A 15632-nucleotide genomic window follows, 5' to 3' on the forward strand; every position below is an offset into this window, starting at 1 on the left:
TACGCACAGTAATCAACGCCGCCCTAGGGCTGTGCTGCAGCGTCGACGTGCCGCGGACACCTGGGGCGAGAGAGTAGACGCAACGCTTTTACATTGTCCAGGCGCGGCGCCCCGCCGGTTCCGGTGCAACGGCGACAGCCCGAGACGCAACAGCACGGGTCAGGTCGCACGAGCAGAGATCACACAAGCAGAGATCACACAAGCAGCCAGATGGCCGCGCATGCCGCACTGAGCACGCCGAGCATGACTGCCAGGCAGCCACCCGACGCCGCGGCGCTCGGCGACCCGCCCGACACTCGCCCGGACGCCCGCCTGTACTCCTCGTACCTGTTGCCCAGCAGATGCCGCAGGTCCCGCTGGAGCGCGGCCACCACGTGGGACGGCGGCCTTTCCGGGCCCCGGCCGGCGATCGTCGCGAACCATTGCTCCAGTACGTCCCCCACGCCGGGGCGGTGCGGTGTCATGCAGGGCCACCCCGGAGTGCATAGGGGGTCGTCCGGGTCGGCTCCCAGTTCCTTGAACTTCGCGTACGGGTAGGTCAGCTGGACCTCCCATACCGGCGGAGCGGAGCTGACGCGCTGGGCGCCGTACACGCGGATGCCGTCGCGGTCGGCCAGGGCCTGCAAGTCATGGGAAGACATGGGCACATGATGCAGCGTCAGGGACACATGCAGAAGAGGCGGCGCCAAGCTCCGCCGCCAGCCGGAGGGTCGACCGCCAGCAGGACCGCGCCTGAGAACCAATGTCAGAAAGGAATGGGTGGTTCAGCGGGGTGGCGGTGTGAAGTGGCGGACCGTGTCGGTATCGCGGTCCGCCAGCCAGAAGCCGCCGCCCCGGGCAGGCGCGATGCCGGTCAGATTCTTCGCTCCCCGTACGGGCCAGAGCGTGATCCTGCCCTTGGTGGTGAGGCGTCCGACCCGGTGATCCGTTGTGAACCAGAGGGCCTTGTCGGGCCCGAGGGTGATGTCGCCCGGGTGCTGGGAGGCCCGGACGGGGAAGTGGGAGAAGCGGCCGCCGGTGTCGATGCGTCCGATGCCGCGCCGCTCGGTGAACCACAGCGCCTCGTCGGGGCCGGCGACCATGCTCTGCGGGACCGTGCCCTTGGGCAGCGGCCACTCCTTGTACTGCCCTTCGGCGGTGAGCCGTCCGACGCCGTCGCGGTCGTCCTCGTCGTACTGAAGCTGCTGGGAGAACCACACCGCACCGTCCGGTCCCGTGGCCATGCCGCGTACCGGGATGTCGAACTTGCCCTTCATCGGCCCGATGCGGCTCAGCCCCCGCTTCATGTCGGCACGGCTCATGACGTTGCCACCGCGCTCGGGGTGCTCGAACCAGATGGTGTTGTCGGGGCCGAGGGTCAGGGCGTCGGGGAAGCCGGGGTCCTTGCCGCCGGGGCCGTTGGGACGGGCGTACGTATTGCCGTCCCACCAGGTGAACTTGCCGGACGGGGCGAGGCGTCCGAGCTGGTCGCCGGCGGCGTACCAGATCCCGCCGTCCGGGGATTTCTGGAGGTCGTACGGGTAGGGCGGGAAGCCGGCGCCGCGGGGGAGCGGGTGCTGGGTGACCTTCCCCGACGGAGAGATCTCCGCGATGGCGCTGAGCCGCCCCTGAGCAACCCATAGCGTGCCGTCGTCGCTCACCGCAATGTCGGCGAGGAAGGCATTGCCCGGCAGCCGGATCACGGAAGGGCCGCGGTGGGAAGCGGACGCGGAGGGGGAGGGACGCGGGCCGCCGTCGTCCGCGCGGCCGCCGGAATCCGGCCCGCAGCCGGTCAGTGCGAGGGCCGCCGCGAGCGCGAGCGCCGCGGCGATCCCTCGCCGCGCCTCACTCCCCGCAGCGCAGCGACGAAGGTACCTCGGTGCCCATGTACTGCTCCCAGTCGTCCGGCCGGATTTCTCTGCCGGCCGACGAGCAGACGGTGTGGATCCAGCCACGCGGATCGAGCCTCCATTCGATGAGTTGCCCCATGTCGTCGGTGGCAGGGCCGTCGGGTTCGGGGGAGTCGGTCTCCGAGTAGTCGGCCTCCGTCGCGGTGACGAGCTTCGTGCCGTCCGCCGTGAGGGCGAGGCCCGTCGACTCCGCCTTGTTGCCCTCGGGCAGCGGGAGCGTCCCGAGGGCGCTCTCGGACGGCAGGTCGAGGAGGCGGACGGTGTGGTCCTCGGACGTCGTCCCGGCGACGAGGTCCCCGCCGGTGACCGGGCCGACCGCGGGGTCGTCCGCGCCCTCGACCGTGCCGAGACGCCGGCTGCCGGACGCGGTCCACAACTCCAGTACGCCGCTGCCGCGTTGGACCAGCAGGCGGTCGCCGGCGTAGGTGATGCCCCGGACGTCGGCCACACGGAGTGTACGGGTACGGCCGGACTCGGTGCCGATGACGTGGACGCGGGCGCCGCCGCTCCCGTCGAGGTCCGACCTGTCGATCACCGCGGCGTGCGCGGCCCGCGCGTCCAGTGCCACGAAGCTGCGGCTCAGCTCGACGCTGGAGTCGGCCGTCGGCGCCATGGACCTCGGGCCCGGCACCTCGTGCAGTACCTTGCCGGACTCCGCGTCCCTGAGGCGGACCGTGCCGGAGGCGTGCACTTCGGCCACCTTCCGGCCGCCGGGCAGGAACCGCAGCAGCGTGGGAGGGTCGGAGAGCCGGAGCGGATTCGGCAGCGCGTGCCAGGTGCCGACGGACCGCCACGCGCGTCCGCGGGCGAGGATCTCCGCGCTGCCGTCCGGCCCCACCACGATCAGCCGCTCACTGTCGGGCCGCCACAGGACCTCCGCGAACCCGGGGACCTTCGCCTTGCGGGGCAGCTCCCGCTGCCGCTCGTCCGTGGCGGGAATGCCGAGTCTCAGGGCGGACAGCCCGGTTCCCTGGCTGTCGAAAACCACCGCGTCGCGCCCGTCCGGCGACACGGAAACACGCGGCTCCTCACAGGCCAGACAGGATTCCTTGACCGGGACTTCGGTGACTCGCGCGATACGTGAGCGCTGGCCCAGGTCCCACAGGCTGAGGAGGTCGCGGGACGCCGAGACGAGCCTGCTGCCGCCGGAGCCGACGAAGGTGAGGGCGTCCCGGGCGACCGTGCCGGCGCCCGGGAGGACGAGGGGATCGGACGCCTTGCCGTCCGGCGCGTGCGTACGGCTCACGCGGAGGGTCGCGCCGATCGCCGTGGCCACGTGGGTACCGCCGCGGCTGACGGCCAGGGCTGTCGCGAGGCCCGGTTCCGTCTTCGCCTCCAGGTCCGGATCGTAGGCGTCGGGCTTGCCCCGGGTCGGCCAGACCGGCAGCGAGGGGCCCTTGTTGCTGTAGCTGATGTGGCTGCCGTCCGTGGCGAGCGCGGAGGCCACGTTGTAGGTGCCGAAGCTGAGGGAGCTCCCGGCGGTGCGGGCAAGCCGCTTCATGGAGATCCGGTTCCAGTTGCCGTGGGCGTACTCGACGACCACCAGCTCCGCATCCCCGTCGAAGGCGAGCGCCGACGGGTCCGACGTCATGTCGTCGAGCTCCAGGTGCCTCGTCCGCCCGGAGAGCCGGTCCAGGACCGAGAGCGTGCGCGGCAGGTCGAACTCCGAGGTCGTCGTGGTGACCGCGACATAGCGCCCCGACGGCGACACCGCGACCGCCGTGGGCCGCTCCCCGTCGGGCAGACCAGGCACGGCGGAGATCTCCCCGTACGCCCACACCTTCACCGTGCGGTGGTCGGCCGCCGCGACGACGTTGCCTTCGGCGTCGGAGGCGACCGTCTCCACCGGGCCGGGGAGGCGGCCCAGTCGCTTGTGGTGCCCGGCGAACCGCCCGCCGTCGAGCGCCCACAGCTCCACGTCGCCACCCCGGGTCCCGGCGAAGGCGCGCTCCCCCTCCCCGGAGGCCGCCACCGCGGAGACCGTGCCACTGGCCCGCACGCTTCCGGCCAGATGCGGGCTCGCGGTGACCGCGCGGAAGAGGGCCCGGCGGGTCAGCGGATCGGCGTGCTGCCGGTAGGCGCGCTCCGCGAACAGCCCGGCGAGCCCCACGTCGCTCCCCAGCATGTCCTCCGACACATCGGCCAGCCGGTGCGCGGTGGCCAGCCGGTCCCTGGCCGCGGACTCCCGGTGCTCCACCACCACCCCGGACGCCACGGCCGCCACGACCAGGGCCAGCGCGGTGACCAGGCGGGCGGTGCGGAACCGGCGGGCGTAACGGTCGGCCTGCCGGAGCGTCTCGGCGAACTTCACGTCCGCGGGCTCGGGCGCGTGGGCGGCGTCGGGCCGGTTCGCGGCGGGGGCGACCAGCCGCAGCCCCTTGCGGCGCGCGGCCAGGAGCTTGCTCTCCATGCCGCTGACGCCGGTGAGCCGCTCACCGTTGCCCAGCGCTCCCGTCACCGCGGTGCGCGGGCGCAGACCGTAGAAGACGCCGCGCAGCCAGGCCACGCTGGGCCGTCGCGTACGGGGATACCGCAGGAGTTCCCGCAGGCCCAGGGCGAAGGCGGCGCCGAGGGAGGGGCCCTCGATCCGCGGGGGAGGGGCGGGACGGTCCGTCATGACGAGCCGCCACAGCACACAGCGCGCGCCGCGGCCGGGCCCGGCCACGGCCCACGCCCGGCCGAGAGCGGTCGCGAACTGGCCGTCGGAGCTGCGCAGACCGGTCATGGAGCGAGGATCGGGGTACAGGCCCGGGGGCCCGGCGGGGAACTCGCGGAGCTCCAGCACGCCGGTGGCGCCGGGGCCCTCGGCGTCGTTGTTGTTCGCGGTGCCGTTGCCCTCGCCGTCGTGGTGGTCCGTCTCTCCGAACACCACCGGTACTTGTACCAGCGGCCGTCTGCGCGGCTCGCACCCCGCCATCAGCAGCGCGGCGACCATCAGCGTGCCGTCCGCCGCGGGCGACCGCTCGCTCTCGTCACCGGGCAACTGAGGGATGCGTTCGAGTACGGCATGCAGCCGCTCGGCGGCGTCGGCCGGCAGGCCGTCGACTCCCCGGCCGGACGGCTGCGCGGGACCGGGAGCGGCGTTGACGGACAGCAGCCCGCTGCCCGCCCACGTGCTCCGTACGCGCGCCAGGGCTTCGTCGTGCTCCGCTGCCCGGCCCTCCGGTGCGCTCAAGGCATGGGCCAGCAGGCAGGCGTGGCGGGCGGGCGGCAGCGCGTCGGACGGGCGGTCCGGGGCTGTCGCGTCGATCCAGGACGCCAGCTCCCCGGCTCGCCCGGAGCGCAGCCAGGAGGGATCCGTGCGGACTGCCTCGCTGCAGCACTTCCACCACAACTGCCGCTCGCCGAGCAGCTCGTGTACCGCGCCCTGCGGGCTCGTCGCGTCCCGGAGAACGGCGTCGAGCGCGGCGCGGTACCGAAGCGCGGGACCGGACGCCGCCCCTTTGGACGTCATCCTGATCTTCGTCTTGGGCGTCGTCTTGGACGTCCTCTTGGGCGTCATCGCAGCGCACCGTCGATGACGTCGCGTATCCCTTCGCTCACGAACTCCCGCACGCGGCGCCAGGCGTCGCGGGTCGACTCGTTGAGCGCGGCGCCGATGGAGTCCGCGACGGTGGCCGGCGCCCAGTCGGCGTCCGGGGGCACGGGTGACGGGCCGGTGGCGGCCCATGTCACGTCCGGTCCGAAGCCGCGGAGATGTACGTACGACGCGGCAGGCCCGAAAGGGCCCTGCACGACGGGTACGAGGAGGACGCGCTCCGGTCCGTCCGGCTGCCTGTAGGTGACCGTGGCCAGCAGCGGCCGGTCCTCGTCGCCGGCGTCGCGCACCACCAACTCCAGGTGGTACTCGGACGCGTTGCCCGCGGGGTGGCGCACCAGGAAGCCCGCCCGGCCGTCGGGGGAGGACGCCTCGAGGACCACCGCGTCACTCCCGGCGGCGGTCAGCGCGGCGACCGTGGGAAGCGGCGGCAGCGTGAACCAGCCCGGCGCGGCGGGGCGGGCCTGCGGCCGGTGCGCGGACGGCTGTTGGGGGACCGGTGCGGAGGCGGCGGCGGGGACGTGGACGGGGCGCGGGGGGAGGACGACGCCGGTGAACGATGCCCGGACGCGCTGCCACAGGGTGTATCCCGCACGTCCGCGTTCCGCTGCCCGCGGGAGGACGGTGCGCTGCCTACCGGTGAACGACGCCCAGGAGCGCCGGGCGACCGAACCGCGGCTCACGGGGCGGCCTCCCCTCGAGTCCGGTCGGGTCCCGGTGGGCCGGGCTGCGGTGGGACGGCCGAAGGGGGCGGGGCGGCCCCGGGAGCGGCCGGGGCGGCGGGCGCAGTAGGGGCGGCGGGAGCGGACCCCGGAGCGGACCCCGGAGCGGCCCCCGGAGCGGATCCGGGGGCGGCGCCCATCTGCAGCGCCTCGGCGACGGTGGTCGCACTCCCCATCTGAGCGAGCACCGCAGGCGCCGAAGCGCCCACCGCGACGGCCGCGAACACCCCTGCCAGCTCGCCGTGGAGCAGCCAGCCGGCCGCGCCGCCCAGCACGATGCGGAAGAGCGCGGCGAGCGAATCGGCGGGCGGATCGATGTACGTGCCGAGCCGCGGCAGCGCCTCGGCGGCCGCCCGTGCCGCATGCCGCGCCTGCTGCCACGCGTGCAGTCGCCCGAAGGTCACGACGGCCTCGACGACCAGTCCGCCGCCGGCGCCGTACAGCGCGCCCTCGGCCCACGTAAGCATCGGACCCCCGTCCCTTTCGGCGGGTTTCACGCCCCCGCCGCAGCCCCGTCGCATCGCATCCGGTGAACCGTCTGCGTGGGCCAAACGTACCGGCGCACCCCCGAACCTGACCTTCCGGAAGCGAAGTTCGCTTCTCCCCGGCGGAACATGGCTGGATTTCGCCGTACTACCTCTGTGGCGGGGCGCGGGGCGGCGGGACGGTGACGTCTTCGACGATCCGAAGTCGTGCCCCGGCAGCGCCTAATACCGCGTTGCCGGCCGTCAAGAAAGCAGCCACTTACGCCCGGTGCCGGATTCGTGATTCGTGGGCTGTCGAATCAGGCCCGAATCGGGCCGCCGGAACCAAAGGTGAGTGCCGGATGGGGTGACTCTGCCGTGCGTGAAACGTGCTCTCGGCCACGTAGTCCGAATGCCATCGGTCACCTGAATAAACCCCACGCGGACCAAGGTCACTGCATCGAGGTAACTCCAACGGTCTCACGGGCGAGCAGGCCGAGCCGGTCGTTATTGTTTCCTGGTGTCCGGACAGCCGGATTCTCGGATATTCGTTCCCGATTACCAGATATTTCGCAGCCCTTCGCTCTTCTCCGCTTTAGCCGCTCCACGCCAGGTACGCCGACCTCCGACCTCACGAAGGGGAGCCAGCCCGATGGCCGTTGACTGCCTTCACCTCCCGCGGCAGAACCGTTACGGCGTGGCCGGTATCGCGATGCCGGCGCGGCTCCCGCGCAGACGCGGCTAGCGCCCCGTCCGGCGGCCACCACGGCCCGCACCCTCCCGAGCCGGGCAGCACACCCGGGACCCGGCTCAGCACACCCATCTCACCAAGGAGTTACGGATGCCCGATCCCGGGATTCCTCCCCTGCAGCCGAGCCCGCCCGGACCGAACCCCGCCCTGGAACGGATACTGCGTGGCCCCAGCGGTCTGGGCACGGCGAGCCTGCACTTGGCCCGGCGTGAGGAGCTGCCGGTGCCTCCGGAGCTCGAGGCCCCCGAGACCCCCGAGGCACCGGAGGCCGAAGCACCGGAGCCCGCGCCGGCGGTGGAGGGCAATCCGGTCCCGGGCCTCTACTACCACGCGATCCCGGAGCCCGACCCGGCGCGGGTCGAGGAGGTCAGCCGCAGGATCAAGGCATGGGCGGTGGACGAGGCGCAGGTCTATCCCCCGGAGTGGGAGGACCAGTTCGACGGCTTCTCCGTCGGCCGCTACATGGTCGCCTGCCATCCGGACGCCCCCACCGTCGAGCACGTGATGCTCGCCACGCGGCTGATGGTCGCCGAGAACGCGGTCGACGACTGCTACTGCGAGGACCACGGCGGCTCGCCCATCGGCCTCGGCAGCCGCCTCCTGCTGGCGCACACGGCACTCGACCCGCTGCACACGACAGAGGAGTACGAGCCGGCGTGGCTGGAGTCGCTCCAGTCGGACGCCCCTCGGCGCGCCTACCGCTCCGCCATGGCGTACTTCCTCGAGGCGGCCACCCCCTCCCAGGCCGACCGGTACCGGCACGACATGGGCCGGCTGCACCTGGGGTATCTCGCGGAGGCCGCCTGGGCCCAGACGGACCACACGCCCGAGGTGTGGGAGTACCTGGCGATGCGTCAGTTCAACAACTTCCGCCCCTGCCCGACCATCACCGACACCGTCGGCGGCTACGAGCTGCCGGCGGACCTGCACGCGCAGCCCGCCATGCAGCGGGTCATCGCGCTCGCGGGCAACGCGACCACCATCGTCAACGACCTGTACTCGTACACCAAGGAACTCAAGAGCCCCGGCAAGCACCTGAACCTCCCCGTGGTGATCGCCGAACGCGAGGGCCTCTCCGAAAAGGACGCCTATTTGAAGGCGGTAGAGGTCCACAACGACCTCATGCACCGCTTCGAAGCCGAGGCCGCCGCCTTGGCCACCGACTGTCCCGTCCCGACCGTGCTGCGCTTCCTGCGCGGCGTGGCCGTATGGGTCGACGGCAACCACTACTGGCACCAGACCAACACCTACCGCTACAGCCTGCCCGACTTCTGGTAAGAGGATTGGAATTATCTGTGACCAGCACCGAGTTCAGCACCATCAACGGCACCTCCGCCTTCGTCCCCGCCCCGGCGTCGCCCTATCAGGGTGAGATCGCCCGTTACTGGGACCAGGAGGCCAGGCCCGTCAACCTGCGTCTCGGCGACGTCGACGGCCTCTACCACCACCACTACGGCATCGGCGACATCGACCATGCCGCCCTCGGGAACGCCGCCGACAGTGACTACGAGAAGCGGCTGATCGCCGAGCTCCACCGCCTGGAGTCGGCGCAGGCCGAATACCTCCTGGACCACCTCGGCCCCATCGGGCGTGACGACACGCTCGTGGACGCCGGCTGCGGCCGGGGCGGTTCGATGGTCATGGCCCACCAGCGGTTCGGATGCAAGGTCGAGGGCGTCACCCTGTCGGCCAAGCAGGCCGACTTCGCCAACCAGCGCGCCCGTGAACTCGGCATTGAGGACCACGTCCACGCCCGCGTGTGCAACATGCTCGACACACCGTTCAGGACGGGGCAGGCCGCGGCCTCGTGGAACAACGAGTCGACCATGTACGTCGACCTGCACGACCTGTTCGCCGAGCACTCCCGCATCCTTGAGGTCGGCGGTCGGTACGTGACCATCACCGGCTGCTGGAACCCGCGGCACGGACAGCCCTCGAAGTGGGTGTCCCAGATCAACGCGCACTTCGAGTGCAACATCCACTCCCGCCGGGAGTACATGCGCGCCATGGCGGACAACCGTCTCGTACCGCAGACCGTCATCGACCTGACTGCCGCGACCCTGCCCTACTGGGAGCTGCGAGCCACGTCTTCCCTGGTCACCGGCATCGAGGAGGCGTTCATCAACTCGTACAAGGACGGCTCCTTCCAGTACCTCCTGATTGCGGCCGACCGCGTCTGACCGAGTCCGACGCTCGCCGACGACTGAAGACGACTGAAAGGGCCGGCCTCATGACCCGAGGCTCCGGCCCTTTCGTGACCTCGCCAGGTAGCGGCCCGCGGTGACTGGCCGGGCCCGGCACGCTCGCGTGCCGGACCCGACGGTGTCAGCCATTCATGGCTGCCCAGAACTCCTCGAAGGAGACCTGGCGATCGCCGTCGGTGTCGAGCGAGTCGATCAGCCCCTGGGCCTGCGACTCGGTTATCTCCGAGCCCTCCAGCTCCGATACGACCTTGCGGTACTCGTCCGCGGTGAGCAGGCCGTCCCCGTCGACGTCGTAGCTCTCGAAGACCTTGCGCGCCGCCTTCTCCACGATGTCTGCCATGTGCTCCACCCTTCTGTGATCTTCGCTGACGGGCCCAGGCTATCCGTCCGCCCGGAGCACGGTGGATGTGCCGTCCCACCTGCCCGAACGTGAGGCTTTTGCGCTGTGCGGTGACGGTGGGCACACCGCGTCGGCCTATAGTTGATCTCATGAGCCGTTGGCAGGAACTGACCGGGGAAACGTCCGGCAATGACTACGCCGCACGTTTCGCGGCGCTGGCCCGCAGCGGAAAGGACGTGCACGGTGAGGCGCGGTTCTGCGCGGCTCTCGTGCCTCCCGGAGCGCGGGTGCTGGACGCCGGGTGCGGTACGGGCCGGGTCATGATCCGGCTGACGGAGCTCGGGTACGACTGCGTCGGAGTGGACCTCGATGCGTCGATGCTGGCGGTGGCGCGGGAGCAGGCGCCGGACCTGCCCTGGTACCAGGTCGATCTGACCGAGTTCGAGCCGGACACGCTCGGCATCGCAGCGGACTTCGACCTCGTGGTCGCCGCGGGCAACATCTTTCCGTTGCTCGCGACCGGCACCGAGGCCACGGTGGTCAAGCGCCTGGCCGCGGCGTTGCGACCGGGCGGCCTGATGGTCGCCGGCTTCGGCCTGGACGCGGCCCACCTGCCGGTGCCGCCCAGCATCACGCTGCCGGAGTACGACGCCTACTGCACCGAAGCCGGCCTCACGCTCGTCGACCGCTTCGCCACCTGGGACGCCGACCCGTACGACGGCGGCGGCTATGCCGTGAGCGTCCACCGCCGCTGAGGAACCTGCCTGTGGTGGCCGGCGCTGATCTACGGGAGGGGCTGCGGCAGGGCTACGGAAGGCGCTGCGGGAGGGCCTGTTCCGCCCAGATGACCTTGCCCTCGCGGCTGTGCCGCGTGCCCCATCGCTCGGCGAGCTGGGCGACCAGCAGCAGGCCGCGGCCACCCTCGTCGAAGGTCCGGGCGCGGCGCATGTGCGGGGCGGTGCTGTTGGTGTCGAAGACCTCGCAGGTCAAGGTCGATTCGAGGATGAGCCGCAGATGGACGGGGGGCTTGCCGTAGCGGATCGCGTTGGTCACCAGCTCGCTGACCATGAGTTCCGTGGTGAAGGACAGCTCGTCCAGTCCCCATGCGCTCAGCGTGTCGGTGGTGAAACGGCGGGCTCCGGAGACCGCGGCCGGTTCGGACGGGAGGGCCAGCGTCGCGACGTGGCCGGGGTCGAGTGCCCGGGTGCGCGCCACCAGGAGCGCGACGTCGTCGGCGGGACGGTCGGGAAGCAGCGCGGCCAGCAGCCGGTCGCACGCCTCGTCCGGTGACTCCGACGACCGAGACGCCTGTGCGAGGGCATCGCGCAGCAGCGTCAGCGAGGCGTCCACGTCGCGCTCGCGGCTCTGGATGAGGCCGTCGCTGTACAGGGCGAGGAGGCTGCCCTCCGGCAGTTCCCACTGGACGGTCTCGAAAGGCAGCCCGCCCAGGCCGAGCGGCGGACCGATCGGCAGGGCCGGGCACTCGGCCGGCCGGGCGGCGGCCGAGGGGGGCGCCACGGCCGGCGGGACGTGCCCGGCGCTGGCCAGGGAGCAGACGCGGGTGACCGGGTCGTAGACCGCGTACAGGCAGGTGGCGCTGATCTCGCCGTCCTCGCGGGTCTCCTCCCGCTGGAGGCGGATGACCACGTCGTCGAGATGGGTGAGCAGTTCGTCCGGCATCAGATCGATGTCGGCGAAGGCGCGGACGACGGTGCGCAGCCGGCCCATGGTGGCGGCGGCGTGCAGCCCGCGGCCGACGACGTCGCCCACGACGAGAGCGACACGGGCGCCGGAGAGCGGAATCACGTCGTACCAGTCGCCGCCCACGCCCGCCCGGGACCCGCTGGGCAGGTAGCGGGCGGCGGTCCCGGCGGCGGACTGCTCCACGGGGCGCTGCGGCAGCAGGCTGCGCTGGAGGGTGAGTGCGGTGTGGCGCTCGTGGGTGTACCGGCGGGCGTTGTCGATGTACACGGCCGCCCTGGTCGTGATCTCCTGCGCCAGCAGAAGGTCGTCGTCATCGAACGGGGTACCGGTGCGATGGCGGACGAACTGGGCCAGGCCCAGAGTGGTGCCCCGTGCGTACAGCGGCAGCAGCAGGACCGAGTGGAAGCCGAAGGCCGGCGGGCCGGGCGGCGCCAGCCAGCTGGGGACGTCCGATGCCGTGACGCGCAGCAGGAGGGGCCGCCCCGTGGCCAGTACCTCCGCGGGCGCCGACTTCGCCGGGTAGACGTGTGACCGGCCCGTGCCGACGGGGGAGTCCGGGCAGCCGTTCAGGACGGACTGCTGGGCGACGCGTCGCAGTGCCGTCGCATCCGTCGGCGGCTGCGGCTCTCCGTCGTGGAAGACGGAGTCGAGGAGGTCCACCGTGACGAGGTCGGCGAAGTCGTCGGAGCCCACCTCCGCGAGCTCCTGAGCGGTGCGGGTGGTGTCCAGGGTCGTCCCGATCCGCCTGCCCGCCTCGTTGGTCAGCAGGAGCCTGCGCTGCACCCGCCGGTCGCGCTCCTTCTGGTACGCGGTGACGACCTGCTCCGAACTACGGTCGACGTACTCGAATCCCGTCGCGATCAGCCGGTGGGTCGCGGCATTGATCAGCTGCCGGTCGTCGGTGAACCGGGTGGTCTCTTCCTGCAGCAGCTGGAGCAGGGTGACGTGGCCGAGGCGGTAGCTGCGCAGCAGCGTGCTTATCGGTACCCCGCGCTCGGCGAGCCTGCGGGCGACGTCCAGGGCGGCGGGGGGCGCCTGGACCTCGGACACGTCGCGGCCGTACTCCAGGGCGTCCAGGAAGGCGGTGACGTGGTCGGCGGTCTCCCGCAGCGCGACCGGGGTGAGCTCTTCGTTCTGCCACAGCTCGGGAAGCTCGCCGCGCATGCGCGCCATCAGCAGGTCGGCCCACTGATGCGCGCGCGGCCTCAGCTCGTGCGCCAGGCGACCGAGAAATGCGGAGACGTCCTCCTCCATGGAGGCAACCTACCCAAGGTCCGGCCCGGCCGCTTGCCCGTGTGCCGATGACCGGGGTCGGCTGCGGCTGCCCAGTGCCCGGGCGCTGCGTTTGCCCGGTCGAAGACGTTCCGGATTTCAGTGGCATCCTGGGTGATCGGTTTCCCTGTACGACACGAGAGGTTTTGCATGAGGGTGGATCGCGACGCTGTCGCGCTCGATGACCCGGTGGGCGCATCGCTCCGCGGCAACCACGCCCACCTGGCCCGCCGGCTCGGCCACGCTGCCACCTATGTGCCGGGCGTCGCGACCTTCTCCGCGGTACCCGCCGATGCGGATCCCGCGGCGTGGGCCGACCTCGCCCGGCTGCTCGGCCGGGGAGAGCTCGCCGACATGTTCAGCTGCCCGGCCACCCCGCCGCCGGACTGGGAGCCGGTCTTCGCTCTCGACGGCCGCCAGCTGATCTGGTCCGGCAGCAGCCACCCCGATCACCCTGCTGCCGAAGCCGAGAACAGTGTGGTCGTACTGGGCGCCGACGACGTTCCCGAGATGCTCGACCTCATCAAGCGGACGGAACCGGGGCCCTTCTGGCCGCGCACCCACGAAATGGGCACCTACCTCGGTATCCGCGACCGCGACACCGGCACGTTGGTGGCGATGGCGGGCGAACGGCTCCGGCCGCCGGGATGGACCGAGATCAGCGCCGTGTGCACCGCTCCGGAGGCCCGCGGCCGCGGCCACGCCGCCCGCCTGATCAGGGCGCTCGTCGCGCGTATCGAGGCGCGCGACGAGCGCCCCTTCCTGCATGCGGCCGAGGCGAACACCGGCGCGATCGCACTCTACGAGCGGCTCGGTTTCCGGACCCGCACACACGTGACCTTCCGCGGGTTCCGCACTCCGTGACGGTTGCCGCCCCGGGCTTGCAGGACCGCCTGCGATGATGAGGGCTGCTCGCTAAAGTGACGCTGACTCAGTAGTCATGACGCTGACTCAGTACTCATACGGACAGCGAGGAGCGACCAGCCATGTCGGACTCGGCCGGATTACATGTCAGCCCGGAATTCCCCGCGGTGCTCGAGCGGATCGACGCACTCGGCGGGGCGCTCGAAGCGAACGCGGACGCGGCCGAGAAACTCGGCAGACTCACCGAGGACACCGCGCGGGCGTTGCTGGACGCCGGGGTCGTCAGGGCCGCCCTGCCGCGGAATCTCGGCGGCTACGAATTCTCCCCGCGCCAGCTGATCGAGACGGTCGAGCGGGTCAGCCACCACGATGCCTCGGCCGGTTGGACGATGCTGGCGCTGCAGTTGGTGACCGGCACCACCGCGGCCTATCTCGATGGCGTCGCGGCGGCCGACCTGTTCCCGGACGTCGCGGGCGGGGATTACGCGTTGCTGGCCGGGCACGGCACCCGGCCCGGCCGGGCCGTCCCGGTGAAGGACGGCTACCTGGTGAGCGGCCATTGGCAGTTCGCCTCCGGTATGGCCCATGCCACCCACATCCACAGCGCGATCCAGGTCGAGGGCACCGGGGAACTGCGGGTGCTGGCGATGCCGAAGGCGCAGGTGGAACTCGTCGACAACTGGGATGTGCTCGGGCTGCGCGCGACGCACAGTATTGACTACCACTGCGCCGACGCGTACGTACCGGCGACGCACACGTACCTCGCCACCACGACGGCCCCGGCCAACGGTGGTGCGATCTACCGTGTCGGCCTGGTCAACATGGCCGCCATCGGGCACACCGGCTGGGCGCTCGGTGTCGGGCGGCGCCTGCTCGATGAACTGAAGTCGGTCGCCGCGGCCAAATCCGGCACGCGCAATGCCGCCGTCGACACCGCGCAGTTCCACGCGGAGTACGCGACCGCCGAAGCCAAGCTCCGTTCGGCGCGGGCGTGGGCGATGGAGGTATGGCAAGGTGTCGAAAGCCGCCTGGACGCAGGTGAGTTGCTGAGTACCGAGCAGGACACGCTGATCAGGCTGGCGCTCAACCACGCGACGTGGACCGTGTGGGACGTGGGGCAGACGGTGCACCGATGGGCGGGGACGGCGGCGATCCGGCGCGGGCCGATCGAGCGGTTCCTGCGTGATCTCGGCACGGGTACCCAGCACATCACCTCGAGCCCCACGGTCCTGCAGAACTGCGGGAAATGGCTCAGCGGCGCACAGCCCCAAGCACACTGGGAATTCCTCGACCTGGCGCCGTGAGCAACAGGCCGGCGCCGCCCTGACGCGCCGCTGTCCGTTCGGCCCGGCTGCCGACGAGGTCGACGACCCCGGCAGCCGGGCCGGCGGATCCGGTCCGGTGCGCCTACATATGCGCCGCACCGGTCTTGATCGCTTCGCGGATCCGGGAGTAGGTGCCGCAGCGGCAGACGTTGCGGATCTCGTCGAGGTCGGCGTCGGTGATGTCCCGGCCCTCGGCGCGGACCTGCTTCACCTTGGCGACGGCCGCCATGATCTGGCCCGGCTGGCAGTAGCCGCACTGCGCCACGTCGTGCTCCAGCCATGCCTCCTGCATGGGGTGCAGGTCGGCGCCCACGGTGTCGGGGAGCCCCTCGATCGTGGTGATCTCGTCGTCCTCGCCGATGTCGGCCACCCGCACCGCGCACGGGTTGAACGCCTTGCCGTTGTAATGCGAGGTGCATGCCTTGCACACGTTGATGCCGCAGCCGTACTTGGGCCCGCGTATGCCGAGGACGTCGCGCAGCACCCACAGCAGGCGCACGTCGTCGTCGACGTCGACGGTGACCGGCTTCCCGTTGACGACGAAGGTGTGTTTGCTCAT

Annotated in this window: 12 protein-coding genes and 1 pseudogene; 5 read left to right on the forward strand and 8 right to left on the reverse strand. The window is 71.5% G+C overall.

The window, feature by feature from the left end; all coding sequences use genetic code 11:
- Window positions 1-194 precede the first annotated feature (194 nt).
- From ACIGXO_RS25025 to ACIGXO_RS25045, 5 genes are all read right to left on the reverse strand, one after another.
- Window positions 195-641, reverse strand: a complete 447-nt coding sequence (locus ACIGXO_RS25025; RefSeq protein WP_399790942.1) for a hypothetical protein — start codon at window positions 639-641, stop codon at window positions 195-197.
- A gap of 123 nt (window positions 642-764) precedes the next feature.
- Window positions 765-1682 (reverse strand): hydrolase, encoded by a 918-nt coding sequence (locus ACIGXO_RS25030; RefSeq protein WP_399790945.1) that lies wholly within the window; start codon window positions 1680-1682, stop codon window positions 765-767.
- A gap of 142 nt (window positions 1683-1824) precedes the next feature.
- Complete coding sequence (locus tag ACIGXO_RS25035) at window positions 1825-5391, reverse strand: hypothetical protein (protein ID WP_399790948.1); 3567 nt, start codon at window positions 5389-5391, stop codon at window positions 1825-1827.
- Window positions 5388-6110, reverse strand: coding sequence for a hypothetical protein (locus ACIGXO_RS25040; RefSeq protein ID WP_399790951.1), 723 nt, complete (start codon window positions 6108-6110; stop codon window positions 5388-5390). Before ACIGXO_RS25040 ends, ACIGXO_RS25035 begins: the two co-directional genes overlap by 4 nt.
- Window positions 6107-6616, reverse strand: a complete 510-nt coding sequence (locus ACIGXO_RS25045; RefSeq protein ID WP_399790954.1) for a hypothetical protein — start codon at window positions 6614-6616, stop codon at window positions 6107-6109. The genes ACIGXO_RS25040 and ACIGXO_RS25045 overlap by 4 nt, the downstream gene beginning before the upstream one ends.
- 745 nt (window positions 6617-7361) lie before the next feature.
- On the opposite strand from ACIGXO_RS25045, the pseudogene ACIGXO_RS25050 reads away from it, so the two are divergent.
- Window positions 7362-8642, forward strand: a pseudogene (locus tag ACIGXO_RS25050) (family 2 encapsulin nanocompartment cargo protein terpene cyclase); the annotation flags it as partial.
- 5 nt (window positions 8643-8647) lie between these two features.
- Window positions 8648-9544, forward strand: coding sequence for a geranyl diphosphate 2-C-methyltransferase (locus ACIGXO_RS25055; protein WP_399790957.1), 897 nt, complete (start codon window positions 8648-8650; stop codon window positions 9542-9544).
- A 145-nt stretch (window positions 9545-9689) separates the two neighbouring features.
- Here ACIGXO_RS25055 and ACIGXO_RS25060 read toward each other — a convergent pair whose 3' ends face one another.
- Window positions 9690-9908, reverse strand: a complete 219-nt coding sequence (locus tag ACIGXO_RS25060; protein ID WP_399790960.1) for an EF-hand domain-containing protein — start codon at window positions 9906-9908, stop codon at window positions 9690-9692.
- A gap of 149 nt (window positions 9909-10057) precedes the next feature.
- Here ACIGXO_RS25060 and ACIGXO_RS25065 point away from each other — a divergent pair, with 149 nt between their 5' ends.
- On the forward strand, window positions 10058-10663 hold the full coding sequence (locus tag ACIGXO_RS25065; RefSeq protein WP_399790963.1) for a class I SAM-dependent methyltransferase: 606 nt from the start codon (window positions 10058-10060) through the stop codon (window positions 10661-10663).
- 52 nt (window positions 10664-10715) lie between these two features.
- On the opposite strand, the gene ACIGXO_RS25070 is transcribed toward ACIGXO_RS25065, so the two are convergent.
- Window positions 10716-12866 carry a SpoIIE family protein phosphatase gene (locus ACIGXO_RS25070; RefSeq protein ID WP_399790966.1) on the reverse strand — a complete coding sequence of 717 codons (2151 nt, stop codon included), beginning with the start codon at window positions 12864-12866 and terminating at the stop codon, window positions 10716-10718.
- Window positions 12867-13034: 168 nt separating this feature from the next.
- On the opposite strand from ACIGXO_RS25070, the gene ACIGXO_RS25075 reads away from it, so the two are divergent.
- Together ACIGXO_RS25075 and ACIGXO_RS25080 are read left to right on the forward strand one after the other, a co-directional pair.
- Complete coding sequence (locus ACIGXO_RS25075) at window positions 13035-13748, forward strand: GNAT family N-acetyltransferase (protein ID WP_399790969.1); 714 nt, start codon at window positions 13035-13037, stop codon at window positions 13746-13748.
- Window positions 13749-13870: 122 nt separating this feature from the next.
- Complete coding sequence (locus tag ACIGXO_RS25080) at window positions 13871-15052, forward strand: acyl-CoA dehydrogenase (protein ID WP_399790972.1); 1182 nt, start codon at window positions 13871-13873, stop codon at window positions 15050-15052.
- A 103-nt stretch (window positions 15053-15155) separates the two neighbouring features.
- On the opposite strand, the gene ACIGXO_RS25085 is transcribed toward ACIGXO_RS25080, so the two are convergent.
- The gene (locus ACIGXO_RS25085) at window positions 15156-15632 is read right to left on the reverse strand and encodes a (2Fe-2S)-binding protein (protein WP_399790974.1); all 477 of its coding nucleotides are present in this window, start codon (window positions 15630-15632) and stop codon (window positions 15156-15158) included.

The organism is Streptomyces sp. NPDC053542 (assembly GCF_044544685.1).
GTDB lineage: Bacteria > Actinomycetota > Actinomycetes > Streptomycetales > Streptomycetaceae > Streptomyces.